An 18,404-nucleotide genomic window follows, 5' to 3' on the forward strand; every position below is an offset into this window, starting at 1 on the left:
TATGGAAAGAAGAGTTGTTGTTACAGGAATGGGAGCATTAACTCCAATAGGAAATGATGTAGATACATTTTGGAAAAACAATAAAGATGGTAAATTAGGAATAGATTTTATTAAGTTAATAGATAATGAATTAATTAATGTTAAGATTGCCGGAGAACTTAAGGATTTTAATCCAGAAGAAGTTTTAGGTAAAAAAGAATGTAAAAGACTAGATAGATTTTCTCAAATGGCATTAATAGCAGCAGAGGAAGCTATGAAAAGTTCTAAAATAGATTTAGAAAAAGTAGATAAAAAAAGATTTGGTGTTATGGTAGGTTCGGGAATAGGTGGATTTGCAACTATAGAAACTGAATGTACTAAATTAGTTACAGGTAAATCAAAGAGAATGTCACCATTCTTTGTTCCAATGGCAATTATCAATTTAGCTGCTGGAAACATATCTATTCAATATGGACTTGAAGGTTCTTGTACATCAGTAGTGACAGCATGTGCAACTGGTACAAATAACATTGGAGATGCATTTAGATATATAAAACATGGATACGCTGATTTTATGTTAGCAGGTGGTGCAGAAGCTCCAATAACAAGAATTGGTGTTGAAGGATTCCATAGTATGAAAGCACTTAATTCTTCAAATGATCCTGTTAAAGCTTCAACTCCTTTTGATAAGAATAGAAGTGGCTTTGTAATGGGGGAAGGTGCAGGAATATTATTACTTGAATCTTTAGATTCAGCGTTAGAAAGAGGAGCAAATATATTAGGTGAAATTGTAGGATATGGTTCAACTTGTGATGCATACCACATTACATCTCCACATCCAGAAGGTTTTGGAGCAGCAGAAGCTATGAGTCAAGCAATTAATGAAGCTAAAATAGATAAAACTGAAGTTTCATATATAAATGCTCATGGAACTTCAACTCAATTAAATGATAAATTTGAAACAGCAGCAATTAAAAAAGTTTTTGGAGAAGATGCATATAACATTCCAATATCTTCTACAAAATCAATGACAGGACATTTATTAGGTGCAGCAGGAGCTATTGAGTCTATAGTGTGTTTAAAAGCACTTGAAGAAGGTTTTATACCTCCTACAATAGGTTATGAAACTAAAGATGAAGAATTAGATTTAGATTATGTACCAAATAAGGGACGAAAAAAAGAACTTAAGTATGCTTTAACAAATTCTTTAGGATTTGGTGGACACAATGCAACTTTATTATTTAAGAGATGGGAAGAAAAGTAGGAGGTAATTTTATGGATTTTCAAAATATTAAAGAACTTATAAATATTATAAATTCTTCGGATTTAGCTTACTTTGAATTAAAATCAAATGATAGCTATATAAAAATGGATAAGTCTTTAACTAGAAGCTTAAATAGAAATGTAGAAAAAGAAGAAGAGACTACAAAAAAGGAAAGCAACCTTCATACAAAAGAGGAACCTATACAAGAAAAGAATAATTTCCCAGAGAATAAATCAAGTAATATGTCAGAAGAAACTGTAGAAGAAGACACAGTAATAATTACATCACCAATGGTTGGAACATTTTATTCATCACCATCTCCTGATAGCGAGTCATTTGCTAAAGAAGGAGATTATGTAAAAAAGGGAAAAGTAATTTGCATAATTGAAGCAATGAAGTTAATGAATGAAATTGAAAGTAATTATGATGGAAAAATAGTAAAGTGTTTTGCAAAAGATGGAGATATGGTTGAGTTTGGACAAAAACTCTTTGAAATTAAGGAGGATTAATGTTTATGTTAAAGATAGAAGAAATAAAAGAAATTTTACCTCATAGATACCCATTTTTACTTATAGATAGAGTAACTGAAATGGATATAGAAGAAAAATTATTTGTTAAGGGATATAAGAATGTTTCTGCAAATGAACAATTTTTCCAAGGCCATTATCCACAAGAACCAATTATGCCAGGGGTTTTACAAATAGAAGCTTTGGCACAAGCAGGAGCTGTGGCTATTTTATCAATGGAAAAGTTTAAAGGAAAAACTCCATTATTTGCTGGAACTAATAAGGTTAGATTTAAGGCAAAGGTTGTACCAGGAGATAGATTAGATTTATATTGTGAAATAGTAAAACTTAAGGGACCAATAGGAATAGGTAAAGGAATAGCTTCAGTTGATGGTAAAACAGTTTGTGAAGCTGAAATACTTTTTGCTATAGGATAGGTGAAGGATATGTTTAAAAAGGTACTTATTGCAAATAGAGGAGAAATTGCAGTTAGAATAATTAGAGCTTGTAGAGAAATGGGAATACTTACAGTTGCTGTTTACTCAGAAATTGATAAAGAAGCACTTCATACTCAATTGGCTGATGAAGCGATTTGTATAGGTCCAGCAATAGCTAAAGATAGTTATTTAAATATTGTTAATATTTTAAGTGCATGTGTACTTAGTGGGGCTGATGCAATACATCCTGGATTTGGATTTTTATCTGAAAATGCTAAGTTCGCAAAGATGTGTAAAGAATGTAATATAAAATTCATAGGTCCAGATTATGAATCAATTGAACTTATGGGTGACAAAGCAAGAGCTAGAGAAATAATGAAAAAAGCAAATGTTCCTGTTGTACCTGGATATGAAGGGGAAATAGAGAATGAAACACATGCTTTAGGTATTGCTAAAAAAATAGGTTATCCTATAATGATAAAGGCAGCTGCTGGTGGTGGTGGAAAAGGAATAAGAATTGCCAGAAGTGATGAAGAATTCTTAAAGGGATATAAAACTGCTAAATCTGAATCTAAAGCTTGCTTTGGTGATGACAGATTGTATATAGAAAAATTCATTGAAAGACCTAGACATATTGAATTTCAAATTTTGGCTGATGAGTATGGAAATGTTGTTCATTTAGGAGAAAGAGAATGCTCTCTTCAAAGAAAGAATCAAAAGGTTTTAGAAGAGGCTCCATCTAATATATTAAATGAAGAAATAAGAAATACTATGGGAGAAATAGCTAAGAAAGCAGCGAAGGCTGTTAATTATAAAAATGCAGGAACTATAGAATTTTTATTTGATAAAGATAATAACTTTTACTTTATGGAAATGAACACAAGAATACAAGTAGAGCATCCAATTACAGAAATGATTACAGGTGTTGATTTAGTTAAAGAACAATTAAAGATAGCTTCAGGAGAAAAGTTATTATTAAAGCAAGAAGATATAAAGATATCTGGTCATGCTATTGAATGTAGAATTAATGCAGAAGATCCAGAGAATGATTTTAGACCATGTCCTGGAGAAGTATCAGAGTTATGCGTTCCAGGTGGGATGGGGGTTAGAGTAGATTCTGCTATATATTGTGGATACAATATACCTTATTTTTATGATTCTATGATTGCAAAGCTTATAACTTTTGGAAAAACTAGAGAAGAAGCTATTGTAAAAATGAAAAGAGCTTTAGGTGAATTTGCAGTAGGTGGAGTAAAAACTAATATTGATTTTCAATTTTCTATACTTGAAATGCAAGAGTTTTTAGATGGAAATTATGATACGTCATTTTTATCAGAAAAGATGGTGAAGAATAATGCTTAAGGATTTATTTAAAAAAAGTAAATATGCAACGGTTAATCCATCAGCATATAAAAGTAAAGTAGTAGAAGAAAAGCCTAATATTCCATCTGGAATGTGGACTAAATGCAGTAATTGTAATAGTATGATTTACTATGAAGATTTAGAAAATAACAAATATGTATGTAATAAGTGTAATCAACACTTTAGAATATCACCTAAGGAAAGAATAAAACAATTATTTGATAAAGATACTTTTAAAGAAATGTGGAAATCATTAAAAACAAATAATCCTATTGACTTTGAAGATTATAAAGAGAAAATAAATCAATCTCAAAGCAATACTGGAAGTAAAGAAGCAGTAGTTACTGGAGTAGGTAGAATAAATGATTTGGAAGTAGCTTGTGCAATAATGGATAGTTTCTTTATGATGGGAAGCATGGGGACTGTTGTCGGAGAAAAAATTACTAGAATAGTAGAATATGCTACAGAAAATAATCTTCCTATTTTGATTTTTACAGCTTCAGGTGGAGCAAGAATGCAAGAAGGTATTTTTTCGCTTATGCAAATGGCAAAAATAAGTGCTGCTCTTGCAAGGCATGATGAAAAGGGGCTATTATATATAACAATATTAACTGATCCAACTACTGGAGGAGTAACAGCAAGTTTTGCTATGGAAGGCGATATTATATTAAGTGAGCCAAATGCTTTAATTGGATTTGCAGGTAGAAGAGTTATAGAAAACACAATAAATGAAACTCTTCCAGAGTCATTTCAAAAATCAGAATTTCTTCTTGAAAAAGGATTCATAGATAGTATTGTAGAAAGAAAAAATATGAGAGCTTATTTATATAAGATTCTTATTTTACATGGAGTGAATAAGTATGAATAAAGAGTTTATAAAATCAATAGTAGTATCAAGCCCTTGGGAAAAAGTTGAAATAGCTAGGCATAAAGATAGACCTACAGGAAAATATTATATAGATAATATTTTTAAAGATTTTATAGAGTTTCATGGAGATAGATTATTTGGTGATGACAAAGCTGTAATTGGTGGAATAGCATCATTTGAAGATATTAGCGTTACGGTAATAGCAATAACAAAGGGAGCTAATACAAATGAAAATATAGAAAGAAATTTTGGAATGCCCAATCCAGAAGGCTATAGAAAAGCATTAAGACTTATGAAACAAGCAGAAAAATTTAATAGACCTGTTATTTGTTTTATAGATACTCCAGGAGCCTTTTGTGGAGTCGGGGCAGAAGAAAGAGGGCAAGGTAGTGCTATTGCAAATAATTTGTTCGAACTTAGTAGATTGAAAACCCCCATAATTTCTATAGTTATTGGAGAAGGGGGAAGTGGAGGAGCATTAGCATTAACAGTGGCAGATAAAATACTTATGTTAGAAAATGCAGTTTATTCAATACTTTCACCAGAAGGATTTGCATCTATATTATGGAAAGATAGCAAGAGAGTAAAAGAAGCTGCAAATGTTATGAAAATAACAGCACAAGATTTAAATGAGTTTGGTATTATAGATAAGGTAATAAAAGAGCCAAGAGGTGGAGCACATAAAAATCCACCAAAACAAGTAACGCTCATAAAAAAAGAACTTATGAATGCAATAAATGAAATGAAAAACATTGAAACAAATCAAATGATAAATGAACGTTATGATAAATTTAGAAAAATAGGAACTTTAGAGTAATTTATAATATATAGTGATTTTTAATATAAGCTCAAAAGATTGCAATCTTTTGAGCTTTTTTGATTATAGATATTTTAATATATTTTTTAAGCTAAGAAAGTTAAATATGAGTCATTGACAATATATACTATTTAGAAATAATATAATATTAAAGTTAATTTTTTTTAAGAGGATGATGATTATGGATGTTGATCTGAAAAGTAAGGTAGATATATTTAAAGACTATTATAAAGATATAAGCAGAACATTAATATTTGATAATAATAAAGTTAAAATATTAGAAAGTTTACTTTATATAATAAATAAAAATGAAGTAGATAAAAGTGAATTAAAAAGTATTAGAAAATACATAAGTAAAAGTGAACTAAATAATGTATTTAATGGAAACGTTAAAAAAGCAATGTCTGCTTTTTTATGTTCAAATTTTCAATATGAAAAGATAGTTAAAGACACAATTATAATATATGATAATTTAGTAAATAAAGGTTTTAAAAAGGACAAGTACTTAGAACTTTTATCGTTTATTATTACTTTAAGATTTCATAAAAAAGAATATGATAATATATTAAATAATATGTTAAAGGCAAAAACTGAAATAAAGAGCAAAGTACAGGGTATAGATGAATTTAAATTAATGAATATATGCTTTATAAATTTATCAATGTTTTCTAGGGAATATAATCAATTAGTTAGAAAGTATCTAAAGATATATTTTAAATTACTCAGAAAAAAATTTGATAAAAAAGAAGCTTTTTTTATTACACTTGCAATGATAAATTTAGATGAAATGGATTATACTAGTTATATAAATAATGTTATAGAAATAAAATCACATTTAAATAATACTAAAATGGAAATAAAAGAAGAGCATTATTTATTATTGGGTTTATCTTCATTAATAATTGAAAATAATAATGAATTTATTGATAATATTAGTGAAGTATATGATGATTTATGTGAAAAAAGATTTATAAAAAAGGATCAGATTGTACTAGTATCTATTACACTAGTATTATATGAATATATTGAAATCATTTCAGAAGATGATGAGGATTTATTTACTGAAAATGAAATAAATATAGTTAAGAAGTTAATAGAATACTTAACGTTATTGTTAATATAACAATAAAAATTAATATTAAAGGAGAATAATCTTATGGAGAGTAATAGCACAAAGGTTGCTAAAATAGCAACTAAAATGGCTATATGTGATAGATTTGAGGAAGAAGATTTAAAAAAGATATATAACAAAGAAGGTATAAAAGTTACAGCAGTAAATATAGGTGGAAATATTAATTCATCAATATCAAAGATATTAGAAAGTGCACTGGTTGCATCCAAAAGAAATGGCCTTATAAGAGAAGAACATTTACATGAAGGTGCAGTAATAGGAGCTACTAGAGATGCTATAATTCAAGTTTCTAATAGAGCTAATGCACAAAATGTAGGTGGAAAAATTGGAATAGCTAGAGGCGGGGAACATATTTCTGTATGCATATTCTTAAGTATTGGTTTACTTCATTTAGATGAAGTTGTTATAGGAATAGGGCATAGAGCTATACCAGTATAAAAAGATGATGATAGATATTAAGATAACAAGAATTATTTTAATATCTATCTTTTTTATTATAGAGATTAAAAAAGTGTGTTGTGAAAAATAATTTAAATTTTAGGCTTTGTTTTAGCGGAGTGTTGATATATGCATAAGCAAAGTGAGCGGAGTAATTGAACTTAGGAATGCTAAAATGAGTATAGCCCAATACTCATTGAGAATTCTCAAAATCCAATTACAATGCCACTTTACCTATTGTATATATCAACACACATTTAAAACAGAGCCAAATTTTAAAACATAAGCACATAGTAGTTAATATCATGTTTATAATTTTTTTGTTCTAAAATAAAAGAAAACATTGAAATTTGTATAAACATTACTTTTTTGGTATATTAATCAATGTAGATGATAATAGTTAAGTTAAATTAATAATAACTATAAATTTTTATAATAATATAAGTCATAGAAAAGGAAGATGGAAAGTATGAACAAAGAATTAATTAATCAAGTTGCTATTGTTACAGGGGGAAACACAGGCATAGGTAGAGCTATTAGCGAAGAACTAGCTGGAAGAGGCGCTAAAGTTATGATTTTAGCTAGAAATGAAGAAAAAAACGAAGAAACAAAGGACGCTATTGTAGCAAAAGGTGGATATGCTGAATCATATAAAGTAGATGTATCTAATAAAAAGTCTGTAGATGATGCTATCAAAAGTATTTATGAGAAACATGGTCAAATAGACATATTAGTTTGTAACGCAGGAAACTCAACACCGTTAAATTACCTTACTAAAATGCCAATGGAAGATATAGAAGCTATTATAAATACACATGTTTATGGAGCTATCTATTGTGTAAAAGCGTGTGGAGAAAAAATGAAAGAAAGAAAATATGGAAGAATTGTAATAATGTCATCACTTGGAGCTTATCATGGAGTTACAGGAAATGCACATTATTGTTTAGCTAAAGAAGGACTAGTTGCTATGGCACAAAGTTTAGCTAAAGAATTTGGACGCTATGGAATAACAGTTAACTCAATTCAACCAGGATCTATTAATACTTCTATGAGCTCTCAATTATTGCAAGTAGCTAAGGATAAGATCGTGAGTGAAACACCAGTTGCTAGAATAGGAGAGCCAGAAGATATTGCTTATGCTACAGCATTTTATTGTAGTCCAAGAGCAAGTTTTATAACAGGAGATACAATGCGAGTTGATGGTGGATATATTATTGAAAGTGGAATGGATAGATTAATATTAAGTATGATCGATGCTGAATTAAATTAATTAAGTGATAGAAAGTTTATTTGTTTAATAAGTAGAAATATAATTTGATTTATTAAGTTATAAATTATAAGAAACGGCACTAATTATCAATTTGATAATTAGTGCCGTTTTTTATACATATCCAATTAATAATCTTGTAGAATAGAGATTTATCAAAATGATAATATATTATCATTTTAATAAACAATTATTTTTATTCTTTTGACGGGCAATTATTCTTGCACTACGTTTAGAAAGGGTATATGGCTAAAAAAATCGCTGGGCTAAAGTCGCCTAGGAGATTTTGCTCTAAATAAACAATGAATATAATGTATTTAAAAATGATAAGATTTTCAAGAATTCAAGTAGATTAAAGATAAATAAATTAAGTTTTTATATAAAAAAGTGGTATAAAATTTGCTTATAAAATTATTAGATAAAGTTAAGTGATTTTATATATAGAAATAAAATAATGTAGATATAAATGAATTTGTATTTACAGGTAAAAATAGTATATAATGTATAATATAAATAGGAAATATGACTATAGCTGTATATTAGATGCTTATGCGAAAGATAAATATGAAAATTTGATAAAATACTACAATAAAAGGAGCGAAAGCCTGATGAAACTTATTGATACAAAAAACTCAGTAGGACATGTTCTTTGTCATGATATTACTCAAATCATAAAAGATGTAAAAAAAGGAACTGCGTTTAGAAAAGGTCATATAGTTACAAAAGAAGATATACCAGTATTATTATCTTTAGGAAAAGATCACTTATATGTATGGGAAAAGAAAGAAGGTTTTTTTCACGAGAATGAAGCTGCAGAAGTATTACTTGAAATATGTAAAAATGATAATATGACTAACAGTAAAGTTAAAGAAGGAAAAATAGAATTGATTGCTAGCTGTGAAGGGTTATTAAAAATAGATATTGACAAGCTAAAAAAAATAAATATGCTTGATGAAATTATAATTGCAACTAGACATAATAACACTATAGTAAAAGAAGGCGATAAATTAGCAGGAATGAGAGTAATTCCTTTAATTATTGATGGAAAGAAATTAGAAAGTGCAAAGAAACTAGGAGAGAGCATACCTATTATAGAACTTAAGAAATTTGTAAAGAAAAAGGTGGGAATCGTAACCACTGGAAATGAAGTTTATTATGGAAGAATTAAAGATACATTTTCTCCTGTAATAAAAGAAAAATTATCAAAGTTTGATGTTAAAATAATAGGACAAACTATTGTAAACGATGATACAGATAATATAACTAATGCAATTAGAGAGTATATTGATAAGGGTGCAGATATGGTTATTTGTACTGGTGGAATGAGTGTAGACCCAGATGATTTAACACCAAGTGCAATTAAATCAACAGGAGCTAAAATAATATCTTATGGTGCACCAGTTTTACCAGGAGCAATGTTTTTAATGTCTTATTATAATGACAATATTCCTATTTTGGGATTACCAGGTTGTGTTATGTATGCAAAACAAACTATTTTTGATTTAGTTTTACCGAGGATTATGGCTGATGAAAAAATATCTAAGGATGATTTAGCATCATTGGGTCACGGTGGACTATGTCTTTCGTGTGAAAAGTGCACATACCCTAATTGTGGATTTGGAAAGATATAGGGGGATATTGGTTATGGAAAATAAATTTAATCATTTTGATAATGAAGGCAATGCAATTATGGTAGATGTGGGTAATAAAAATGCAACTGAACGTATTGCCATTGCATCAGGAAAAATAAGAGTAAATAGAGACACATTTTTAGCTATTGAACAAGGAACAGCAAAAAAAGGTGATGTTTTGGGTGTGGCAAGAGTAGCTGGAATTATGGCTGCAAAAAAAACCTCAGAGTTAATACCTTTATGTCATCCTTTAATGATAACAAATTGCACTATTGATTTTGAGCTTTTACCTAAAACTTTAGAAGTTGAAGTTACGTCTAAAGTAAAAGTAACAGGAAATACTGGTGTTGAAATGGAAGCGTTAACAGCTGTATCAACCACTCTTTTAACTATATATGATATGTGTAAGGCTATAGATAAGGCTATGGAAATAGGTAATATTCATTTAAGAAGAAAAATAGGTGGAAAAAGTGGAGATTTCATTAATGAATAACTGTATAAATATTGATTTTTAGATTTTATTCCAAAGACTCTAATAGAGAGGAGAAACATAATGAAAGATCAGTATAATAGAACAATTGATTATCTTAGGATTTCTGTTACAGATAGATGTAATTTGCGTTGCAAATATTGTATGCCAAAAGATGGGGTGGAATATTTACAGCATGATGAAATATTAACTTTTGATGAAATAATTACTATATGTAAAAGTATGGTTAAGTTAGGGATTCATAATATAAAAATTACAGGGGGAGAACCTCTTGTAAGAAAAGATATAGTTGATCTTATAAGAGATATAAAGACTATAAAAGGAATTGAAAATGTTACTCTTACAAGTAATGGGATACTGTTACATGATTATTTAGATGATTTAGAATCAGCAGGATTAGATGGAATTAATATTAGTTTAGATACTTTGGATAGAAAAAAATATGAAGATATTACTAGAAAAGATGGTATAAGTAATGTTTTAAAATCAATAGAAAAAGCCGTTAATAGTAATATTCCTTCAGTTAAAATAAATTGTTTGATTATGAAAGATTTTAATGAAGATGAAATTTTATCTATTGCTAGATTTGCAAAAGATGAAAGAATTGATGTTAGATTTATAGAAATGATGCCAATTGGATTAGGTGATATGAATGAAGTTGTTTTTCAAGAGAAAATTAAGAATATCATAGAAAAAAAGTATGGAACTATGAAGAACCATTTTGGAAAGAGTGGAAATGGTCCGGCTAAATATTACACATTAAATAATTTTAAAGGAAAGATCGGATTTATTAGTGCATTAAGTCATAGATTTTGTAAAAAATGTAATAGAATTAGAATGACATCAGACGGGATATTAAAATTATGTTTACAATATAATTATACCTTGGATTTAAAGAAAGCTTTAAGAAACGGAATAGATGAAGAAGAATTTATTTTAATGATTAAAAAAGCTATTTATAATAAACCTAAACATCATAACTTTTTAGAATTTAAAAGAGAAGATAATTTAGAAGAAAGAAAAATGGTACAAATAGGAGGATAATTATGGGTAAAATAATGGCAATTTGTATTAGTGAAAAAAGAGGTACACAGAAAAAAAGAATAGAAAAGGCAAATCTTGTTAAGGATTTTGGAATAGAAAATGATGCTCATGCGGGAAATTGGCATAGACAAGTGAGTTTATTATCATATGAAAAAATAGAAGATTTTAAAGCTAAAGGTGCAGAAGTAAATGATGGTGCATTTGGTGAAAATGTTATAGTACAAGGATTTAATTTAAAAGATTTACCAATAGGGAGCCTATTAACTTGTGGAAACATTAAATTAGAAATAACTCAAATAGGAAAAGAGTGTCATGCTCATTGTGAAATTTATAAAAAAATGGGTGAATGCATTATGCCTACTAATGGAGTGTTTGCAAAAGTAATAGAAGGTGGGCAAATGAAAATTGGGGATGAAATTGAGATTGCATCTAGTATAGTAGAAAATGTATGAAAATAAATATTGAATAAAAAGCATTAAATAAACATTTAATTTTAATTATTTTGTTTATTTAATGCTTTTTTATTTTTCTTTTTTGATATAATATTATTTGATGAATATAATTGTAATTAAAGATTTAGATATAAATATATAAAAAGAATTTTTGATTATATCAAAGAGGTGAATTTATGAGTCCTTTAGCTGATTTGATGCGACCGAGTAAAATTGAAGATTTTGTTGGACAGAGACATATATTAGGTGAAAATACTCCATTATATAATTTGATAAAAAGTAAAAAAATATGTAACTGCATATTTTATGGACCACCAGGAACAGGTAAGACTACTTTAGCAAATATAATGGCTAAATATGTGGATAAGAAGTTTTATAAATTAAACGCAACAACAGCATCAGTAAAAGATATACAAAATATAACCAGTGAGTTAGATAATTTGTTAAACTATGCAGGTGTAGTTCTTTATATAGATGAATTACAACATTTTAATAAAAAGCAGCAACAATCATTATTGGAATTTATAGAAGATGGAAGAATAACATTAATAGCAAGCACAACTGAAAATCCTTATTTTGTAATACATAAAGCAATAATAAGTAGGTGCAATATTTTTGCTTTTGAACCATTAAAAATACCAGATATAATAGTAGGATTAGAGAAATCTTTAGATAAACTAATAAATGAAGGTATAGAAGTGGAATATTCAAATGAAGCTTTAAAGTATATAGCTGAAATATCTCAAGGAGACTATAGAAAAGCTTATAATATATTAGAATTAGCTGTAAATTCACAAATGACTTTACACAAGGAAATTTCTGTAGACTATATTGAAAAGCTTGGACAATCTAATATGAGAGCTGATAATAGTGGAGATGAATTTTACAATTTATTAAGTGCACTTCAAAAAAGCATACGGGGTAGTGATCCCGATGCAGCAATTCATTATTTAGCAAGACTTATAAAAGGAGGAAATATAGCAGCTATTATAAGACGAATTTCTGTCATAGTAGCTGAAGACATAGGTCTTGCACATCCCAATGCACTTACTGTTGTTAATTCAGGATTAGATTTAGCTATGAAAGTAGGATTCCCAGAAGCTAGAATAGTTTTAGCTGAACTAGTAATATACTTAGCAACGTTACCTAAATCTAATAGTTCTTATCTAGCAATAAATTCTGCAATGAGTGATTTGGAAAGTATAAATTTTGGAGATGTTCCTAAACATTTAAAAGATGGTCATTATGCTGGTGCAGAAAGTCTTGGTGTTGGAGGATATAAGTATCCTCATGATTATCCAAATCATTATATAAAACAAGAGTATTTACCAGTAGAATTAAAGAAAAAACGATATTATATTGAACAAAATAACAAATATGAAGAAAATGCACGGAAATATTGGTCATCTATAAAAAATAATTCTAATGAATTGACAAAAGCCGAGTATTTTGATAAGATATAAATGAATTATTGATAAGTGATTAGAGAGGGTGAATATATGAAACTTTCTACAAAAGGAAGATATGGAGTTAGAGCTATGGTTGATTTGGCTTTTAACTATGGAGGTCCCCCGACATCAATAAAGACTATATCTAAAAGACAAAATCTTTCAGAGTATTATTTAGAACAACTATTTAGTCCACTTAGAAAAGCTAATATAATTAGAAGTGTAAGAGGTGCTCAAGGCGGATATGTTTTATGTAAGCCACCTTCAGAAATAACAGTAGGTGATATTATGCATGTTCTAGAAGGACCTGTTGAAATAGCTGATTGTATTGATGGGGTAGAGTGTTCTAACGTTGATAGTTGTGCAACAAAGTTATTGTGGCAAAAGATAAAAGATAGTATAGATGATGTTATGAATTCAATTACTTTAAAAGATATAATAGATGATTATGAAACAAAGAGAACTTTAATTGAAATTGTCGATAGGAGTGAATAAACAATGAGAAACGTATATATGGATTATGCGGCTACAACTTATGTAAAGCCTGAAGTGCTAGAAGAAATGTTACCATATTTTACGAAAAATTTTGGTAATCCATCTTCTTTTTATGGAATATCAAGAACAACTAAAATGGCTATAGATGAAGCAAGAGCAAAGGTTGCAAAAGCATTAAATTGTGAAGCTAATGAAGTGTATTTCACAGGTGGTGGATCAGAAGCTGATAACTGGGCAATAAAAGGTATTGCTTCTGCTCATAAAAATAAAGGTAATCATATAATAACAACAAAGGTAGAACATCATGCTGTTCTTCATACATGTCAGTATTTGGAAAAGAATGGGTTTGATGTTACTTACTTAGATGTTGATAAAGAAGGTTTTATTAATTTAGAAGATTTAAAAAATGCTATAACAGATAAAACTATATTAGTTTCAATAATGTTTGCAAACAATGAAATTGGAACAATTCAACCAATTAAACAAATTGGGGATATATGTAAAGAAAGAAATGTTTATTTCCATACTGATGCTGTTCAAGCAATTGGAAATGCTCCCATTGATGTAAAAGAAATGAATATAGATATGTTATCATTAGCAGGCCATAAAATTTATGGACCTAAAGGTATCGGTGTTTTATATATTAAAAAAGGAATAAGGATTGAAAACTTGATTCATGGTGGTGGTCAAGAAAGAACAAGAAGAGCTGGAACAGAGAATATAGCATCTATAGTAGGTCTTGGTAAAGCTATTGAATTGGCTACAGCAAATTTAGAAGAACATATTAAGACAATGAGTGAATTAAGAGATAGATTAATAGATGGACTACTTGAAATACCATATTCACATCTAAATGGTCCAAGAGGAGAAAAGAGATTACCTGGTAATGTAAATGTAAGATTTAGATTTATAGAAGGTGAATCAATTCTTCTATCTTTAGATTTTGAAGGAATATGTGCGTCAAGTGGAAGTGCTTGTACATCAGGATCATTAGATCCATCACATGTATTATTAGCAATTGGATTACCACATGAAGAAGCACATGGATCGTTAAGATTAACACTAGGGGATGGATCTAACATAGAAGATATAGACTATGTTATAGAAACATTACCACCTATCATTCAAAGATTAAGAAATATGTCACCATTATGGGAAGACTTTTTAAAGAAGGGAGAAAATTAATATGATATATACAGATAAAGTAATGGATCACTTTAGAAATCCAAGAAACGTTGGAGAAATTGAAGACGCAAATGGCGTAGGTGAAGTTGGAAATGCTAAGTGTGGAGATATAATGAAAATATATTTAAAAGTTGAGGGTGATATCATAAAGGATGTAAAATTCAAAACTTTTGGATGTGGATCAGCAATAGCATCATCATCAATGGCAACTGAAATGATAAAAGGTAAGACTTTAGATGAAGCATGGGAATTAAGTAATAAAGCAGTAGCGGAAGCATTAGATGGTCTTCCACCAGTAAAGATGCATTGCTCAGTATTAGCAGAAGAAGCTATTCATAAAGCTATAAATGATTATAGAGCTTCTCATGGATTAGACGTAAAACCAATGAAAGAACATGATCATGATGAATTACATAACATGGTTCATGGAGAAGAATAGATGAGTTTAACTAAGAAAAAAGTCTTAGTAGGTATGAGTGGCGGAGTTGATAGCTCCGTCGCTGCATATTTATTAAAAGAACAAGGCTATGAAGTAATTGGTGCTACAATGCAAATTTGGCAAGAAGATAAAGAAGCTGAAGAAAGAGAAGGCGGTTGTTGTTCACTTTCAGCTGTTGAAGATGCAAGAAGAGTATGTGATAAGTTAGATATACCTTTTTATGTTTTAAACTTTAGAGATTCTTTCAAAAAAAAGGTTATTGAACCATTTATTCAAGAGTACATAGATGGAAGAACTCCTAATCCATGCATTGAATGTAATAAGCATTTAAAGTTTGATGAACTTTTAAGAAAAGCACAAGGAATAGGGGTAGACTATATAGCAACAGGTCATTATGCTAAAATTGAGAAAAAAGATGATAGATATATGTTGATAAGATCTGATGATGACAGAAAAGATCAAACATATGCTTTATATAACTTTACTCAAGATCAGTTAGCACATACACTTATGCCTTGTGGTGAGTATACTAAAGACAGAATAAGAGAAATAGCAAAAGAAATAGGATTAGCTGTTCATAATAAAAAAGACAGTGAAGAAATATGTTTTATTTCAGATAATGATCATGGTAAATATATATTAAATGCTAAACCTGGTGCTGTAAAGAGTGGAAACTTTGTTGATAAAAGTGGAAACATACTTGGAAAACATAAAGGTATTGTATATTATACAATTGGTCAAAGAAAAGGTCTAGGTCTTTCAGTTGGTAGACCTGTGTTTGTTACTGATATAAATCCTAGAACAAATGAAGTAGTAATAGGAGCAGAAGAAGATATTTTTAAAACAGAATTAATAGCGGGAGATTTGAATTTTATTACTTTTGATAAATTAGAAAAAGAAATAGAAGTTGAAGCTAAGATAAGATATTCTGCAAAACAGGCTAAAGCTACTATAGTACCATTGAAAGATGGTAGAGTTAAAGTTGTATTTAATGAAAAACAAAGAGCTATAACAAAGGGCCAATCAGTTGTTTTCTATAACGGAAATATAGTTATTGGTGGTGGAGTAATAGAGGCTATTATTTAAAAAATAAGATTCTTTAAGCAATGATACTAGAAATTTTCATAGTATCATTGCTTTTTTACTTACTATGATTTAAATATGTAATGATATACATATTTAAATCATAGTAAGAATTAAATTATTGCTTATGGATATAATAGGGATTATGAAGATGAAATTTTAATATATGGCTCTGGATTAAATGTGTGTTGATATATACAATAGGTAAAGTTTAATTACTCGTCTATTTTGCTTATACATATATCAATATTCTGCTAAAATACAATCTAATATATTTAAGGAGTAGTAAAAGTGAAATATGATTAGAACTAAAGATTTTTATTTAAAGAAAATATATAATTTGGATGGTAAAAAAATAGGGAGTGTAAAAGATATTTATATAAATTTTTATGAAAAAAAATTAGAGGGCTTTGAAATTTCCAATACAACTTTTTTTTCTAAAAAAAATTATATATCTATTAATGATGTTATAGATATTGGTGATGATATAGTAGCTAAAGAATTGAAAAGTGGAAATGGATTAAAATTTAAAGATATAAAAGACTTAGATGTTATGGATACACATAGTAAATTGAAAGGCGCAGTTGAAGACTTGTTAATAGATAGGAACAATTATACTATTAAAGCTATGATAATAACTTCTGGATTTATTGATAAGATTTTAAAGGGTAAAGAAGTACTGTTACTAAATGAGTGTATACTAGGTGATGATTATATACTATATACAGGAAAAGAGAATATTTCCTTTAAATCCATTCCTCACAATATGACTAAATATGAATTTGATAAAAAAGTATAAAAGTAAGTTAGTAGTTCTATTACTTACATTACTATTAATAATTTTTATATTAAGCTACGTATTTAACAATTCTATAAAGAGTATCGTAAATATGATTATGATTTCTTTTATATTAGCATATATTATAGTACCTATTAGAGATTTATTTCAAAATAAATTTAAAATTAAAAAGAAGGTTGCATCTGGATTAATAATACTAATTATACTGGGAATGTTTATTTCTTGTATAACGCTTATAATTCCTGAACTTTTTAAGGAAATATCTAATATAGGAGTTATATTTGATAATATTGCAAATTTTTTAGAAGATATATATGTTAAATTTAGAGTGGATAATTTTCCAATATTAAAATCTATTTATAATGAATTAATTGAAAAGGGAAATGCTTTATTTTTAAATTTATCTAAATCTTTATTTAATAACATTGTATTAATTGTGGAAAATATAGTTTCTTGCGCTGTTATACCTGTGGTAGTATATTATTTTTTATGTGATGGAGATAAAATATATAATAAATTATTATTTATATTACCAACAGAAAAAAGAGAAGTAACTAAAAAAATTTTAAATGATATAGATAAAGTTTTAGGAAGGTATATTACAGGGCAAGTTTTTCTGTCTCTTATAATTGGTTTTTTAACATTTATATTACTTATGGTATTTAAAGTTAAATTTCCTATATGGATTTCAATATTAAATGCAATATTAAATATAATACCTTATTTTGGTCCTATTTTTGGAGGGGTGCCTGCTGTATTAGTAGCGTTACTAGATTCACCTATTAAAGCTTTATGGGTAACTATTGGTGTATTTATTATTCAACAAATAGAAGGAAACATATTATCGCCTAAGATAACTGCTGATAGTACTGATATGCATCCTGTAATAATTATTATATTATTATTAATAGGAGATAAGTTTGGTGGTTTTGTAGGAATGCTTTTAGCTGTGCCAATAGGAGTAATAATAAAAGTTCTATATGATGATATAAATTATTATTTGTTTTGATTTTTATCACATTAAGTAATGAAGTTTAGTTATATATTGACATAATTATATATATGAAATATAATTTTTGATGAAATAATAAAATATTAAGCGATGATTAGGATTAGTAGATTTTATATGGATATTAAGAGAGGAAGTGGATGGTGCAAACTTCTTACTATATATTTCGAAGCTGCCTAGGAGCTATAAATTACTAAGTGATGTATTAATATTTATTAATGCATAATTAGGGTGGTACCGCGGAAATAATAGCTTTCGT

Annotated in this window: 20 protein-coding genes and 1 other annotated feature (1 of these 21 running past the window's edge); all 20 genes read left to right on the forward strand. The window is 28.3% G+C overall.

Going from position 1 to position 18,404, the window contains the following annotated elements; translation table 11 throughout:
• Position 1: 1 nt before the first annotated feature.
• The 20 genes from fabF to RGC78_RS05035 all read left to right on the forward strand — a co-directional run bounded on the left by fabF (position 2) and on the right by RGC78_RS05035 (position 18,145).
• Positions 2-1,243, forward strand: coding sequence for a beta-ketoacyl-ACP synthase II (gene fabF / locus RGC78_RS04940; protein ID WP_252212982.1), 1,242 nt, complete (start codon positions 2-4; stop codon positions 1,241-1,243).
• A gap of 11 nt (positions 1,244-1,254) precedes the next feature.
• A complete protein-coding gene (gene accB / locus RGC78_RS04945) occupies positions 1,255-1,752 on the forward strand; it encodes an acetyl-CoA carboxylase biotin carboxyl carrier protein (RefSeq protein ID WP_252212981.1) in 498 nt (165 codons plus the stop codon).
• Positions 1,753-1,757: 5 nt separating this feature from the next.
• Complete coding sequence (fabZ, locus tag RGC78_RS04950) at positions 1,758-2,186, forward strand: 3-hydroxyacyl-ACP dehydratase FabZ (protein WP_003370298.1); 429 nt, start codon at positions 1,758-1,760, stop codon at positions 2,184-2,186.
• 9 nt (positions 2,187-2,195) lie between these two features.
• On the forward strand, positions 2,196-3,548 hold the full coding sequence (locus RGC78_RS04955) for an acetyl-CoA carboxylase biotin carboxylase subunit (protein WP_309556165.1): 1,353 nt from the start codon (positions 2,196-2,198) through the stop codon (positions 3,546-3,548).
• Complete coding sequence (gene accD / locus RGC78_RS04960) at positions 3,541-4,416, forward strand: acetyl-CoA carboxylase, carboxyltransferase subunit beta (protein ID WP_309556166.1); 876 nt, start codon at positions 3,541-3,543, stop codon at positions 4,414-4,416. Before RGC78_RS04955 ends, accD begins: the two co-directional genes overlap by 8 nt.
• On the forward strand, positions 4,409-5,233 hold the full coding sequence (locus RGC78_RS04965; RefSeq protein ID WP_252212976.1) for an acetyl-CoA carboxylase carboxyltransferase subunit alpha: 825 nt from the start codon (positions 4,409-4,411) through the stop codon (positions 5,231-5,233). Before accD ends, RGC78_RS04965 begins: the two co-directional genes overlap by 8 nt.
• Before the next feature lie 181 nt (positions 5,234-5,414).
• Entirely contained in the window at positions 5,415-6,356 is a 942-nt protein-coding gene (locus RGC78_RS04970; protein ID WP_252212975.1) for a DUF4003 family protein, read from the forward strand.
• Between the two features lie 33 nt (positions 6,357-6,389).
• Complete coding sequence (locus RGC78_RS04975; RefSeq protein WP_252212974.1) at positions 6,390-6,803, forward strand: HutP family protein; 414 nt, start codon at positions 6,390-6,392, stop codon at positions 6,801-6,803.
• A 469-nt stretch (positions 6,804-7,272) separates the two neighbouring features.
• Positions 7,273-8,073, forward strand: coding sequence for an SDR family NAD(P)-dependent oxidoreductase (locus RGC78_RS04980; RefSeq protein ID WP_252212973.1), 801 nt, complete (start codon positions 7,273-7,275; stop codon positions 8,071-8,073).
• A 605-nt stretch (positions 8,074-8,678) separates the two neighbouring features.
• Complete coding sequence (locus RGC78_RS04985) at positions 8,679-9,701, forward strand: molybdopterin-binding protein (RefSeq protein ID WP_252212972.1); 1,023 nt, start codon at positions 8,679-8,681, stop codon at positions 9,699-9,701.
• Between the two features lie 13 nt (positions 9,702-9,714).
• On the forward strand, positions 9,715-10,194 hold the full coding sequence (gene moaC, locus RGC78_RS04990) for a cyclic pyranopterin monophosphate synthase MoaC (RefSeq protein ID WP_035791073.1): 480 nt from the start codon (positions 9,715-9,717) through the stop codon (positions 10,192-10,194).
• 60 nt (positions 10,195-10,254) lie between these two features.
• Positions 10,255-11,235: a GTP 3',8-cyclase MoaA gene (gene moaA / locus RGC78_RS04995; RefSeq protein ID WP_252212970.1), complete on the forward strand. Its 981-nt coding sequence runs from the start codon at positions 10,255-10,257 to the stop codon at positions 11,233-11,235.
• Between the two features lie 2 nt (positions 11,236-11,237).
• Entirely contained in the window at positions 11,238-11,687 is a 450-nt protein-coding gene (locus RGC78_RS05000; RefSeq protein ID WP_252212968.1) for an MOSC domain-containing protein, read from the forward strand.
• A 176-nt stretch (positions 11,688-11,863) separates the two neighbouring features.
• On the forward strand, positions 11,864-13,150 hold the full coding sequence (locus RGC78_RS05005; protein ID WP_252212966.1) for a replication-associated recombination protein A: 1,287 nt from the start codon (positions 11,864-11,866) through the stop codon (positions 13,148-13,150).
• 36 nt (positions 13,151-13,186) lie between these two features.
• Entirely contained in the window at positions 13,187-13,630 is a 444-nt protein-coding gene (locus RGC78_RS05010) for an RrF2 family transcriptional regulator (protein ID WP_252212965.1), read from the forward strand.
• A gap of 3 nt (positions 13,631-13,633) precedes the next feature.
• The gene (gene nifS / locus RGC78_RS05015) at positions 13,634-14,815 is read left to right on the forward strand and encodes a cysteine desulfurase NifS (RefSeq protein ID WP_252212963.1); all 1,182 of its coding nucleotides are present in this window, start codon (positions 13,634-13,636) and stop codon (positions 14,813-14,815) included.
• A gap of 1 nt (position 14,816) precedes the next feature.
• A complete protein-coding gene (gene nifU / locus RGC78_RS05020) occupies positions 14,817-15,254 on the forward strand; it encodes a Fe-S cluster assembly scaffold protein NifU (RefSeq protein WP_252212961.1) in 438 nt (145 codons plus the stop codon).
• On the forward strand, positions 15,255-16,340 hold the full coding sequence (gene mnmA / locus RGC78_RS05025) for a tRNA 2-thiouridine(34) synthase MnmA (RefSeq protein ID WP_252212959.1): 1,086 nt from the start codon (positions 15,255-15,257) through the stop codon (positions 16,338-16,340). It abuts the gene before it with no gap.
• A gap of 295 nt (positions 16,341-16,635) precedes the next feature.
• Positions 16,636-17,136, forward strand: coding sequence for a PRC-barrel domain-containing protein (locus tag RGC78_RS05030; RefSeq protein WP_252212957.1), 501 nt, complete (start codon positions 16,636-16,638; stop codon positions 17,134-17,136).
• Positions 17,114-18,145 (forward strand): AI-2E family transporter, encoded by a 1,032-nt coding sequence (locus RGC78_RS05035; RefSeq protein WP_252212955.1) that lies wholly within the window; start codon positions 17,114-17,116, stop codon positions 18,143-18,145. The genes RGC78_RS05030 and RGC78_RS05035 overlap by 23 nt, the downstream gene beginning before the upstream one ends.
• Before the next feature lie 84 nt (positions 18,146-18,229).
• Positions 18,230-18,404: a binding site (T-box leader), on the forward strand (it continues 7 nt past the right edge of the window).

It is taken from the genome of Clostridium aquiflavi (assembly GCF_031344075.1).
Taxonomy (GTDB): domain Bacteria; phylum Bacillota; class Clostridia; order Clostridiales; family Clostridiaceae; genus Clostridium; species Clostridium aquiflavi.

Coding starts and splice junctions, on each gene's coding strand:
- RGC78_RS04980 (WP_252212973.1), top strand. CDS start 7,273: ATGAACAAAGAATTAATTAATCAAGTTGCTATTGTTACAGGGGGAAAC.
- accB (WP_252212981.1), top strand. CDS start 1,255: ATGGATTTTCAAAATATTAAAGAACTTATAAATATTATAAATTCTTCG.
- accD (WP_309556166.1), top strand. CDS start 3,541: ATGCTTAAGGATTTATTTAAAAAAAGTAAATATGCAACGGTTAATCCA.
- RGC78_RS05010 (WP_252212965.1), top strand. CDS start 13,187: ATGAAACTTTCTACAAAAGGAAGATATGGAGTTAGAGCTATGGTTGAT.
- RGC78_RS05035 (WP_252212955.1), top strand. CDS start 17,114: ATGAATTTGATAAAAAAGTATAAAAGTAAGTTAGTAGTTCTATTACTT.
- RGC78_RS05005 (WP_252212966.1), top strand. CDS start 11,864: ATGAGTCCTTTAGCTGATTTGATGCGACCGAGTAAAATTGAAGATTTT.
- RGC78_RS05030 (WP_252212957.1), top strand. CDS start 16,636: ATGATTAGAACTAAAGATTTTTATTTAAAGAAAATATATAATTTGGAT.
- RGC78_RS04985 (WP_252212972.1), top strand. CDS start 8,679: ATGAAACTTATTGATACAAAAAACTCAGTAGGACATGTTCTTTGTCAT.
- RGC78_RS04955 (WP_309556165.1), top strand. CDS start 2,196: ATGTTTAAAAAGGTACTTATTGCAAATAGAGGAGAAATTGCAGTTAGA.
- fabF (WP_252212982.1), top strand. CDS start 2: ATGGAAAGAAGAGTTGTTGTTACAGGAATGGGAGCATTAACTCCAATA.
- nifS (WP_252212963.1), top strand. CDS start 13,634: ATGAGAAACGTATATATGGATTATGCGGCTACAACTTATGTAAAGCCT.
- RGC78_RS04965 (WP_252212976.1), top strand. CDS start 4,409: ATGAATAAAGAGTTTATAAAATCAATAGTAGTATCAAGCCCTTGGGAA.
- RGC78_RS04975 (WP_252212974.1), top strand. CDS start 6,390: ATGGAGAGTAATAGCACAAAGGTTGCTAAAATAGCAACTAAAATGGCT.
- RGC78_RS04970 (WP_252212975.1), top strand. CDS start 5,415: ATGGATGTTGATCTGAAAAGTAAGGTAGATATATTTAAAGACTATTAT.
- RGC78_RS05000 (WP_252212968.1), top strand. CDS start 11,238: ATGGGTAAAATAATGGCAATTTGTATTAGTGAAAAAAGAGGTACACAG.
- fabZ (WP_003370298.1), top strand. CDS start 1,758: ATGTTAAAGATAGAAGAAATAAAAGAAATTTTACCTCATAGATACCCA.
- moaC (WP_035791073.1), top strand. CDS start 9,715: ATGGAAAATAAATTTAATCATTTTGATAATGAAGGCAATGCAATTATG.
- nifU (WP_252212961.1), top strand. CDS start 14,817: ATGATATATACAGATAAAGTAATGGATCACTTTAGAAATCCAAGAAAC.
- mnmA (WP_252212959.1), top strand. CDS start 15,255: ATGAGTTTAACTAAGAAAAAAGTCTTAGTAGGTATGAGTGGCGGAGTT.
- moaA (WP_252212970.1), top strand. CDS start 10,255: ATGAAAGATCAGTATAATAGAACAATTGATTATCTTAGGATTTCTGTT.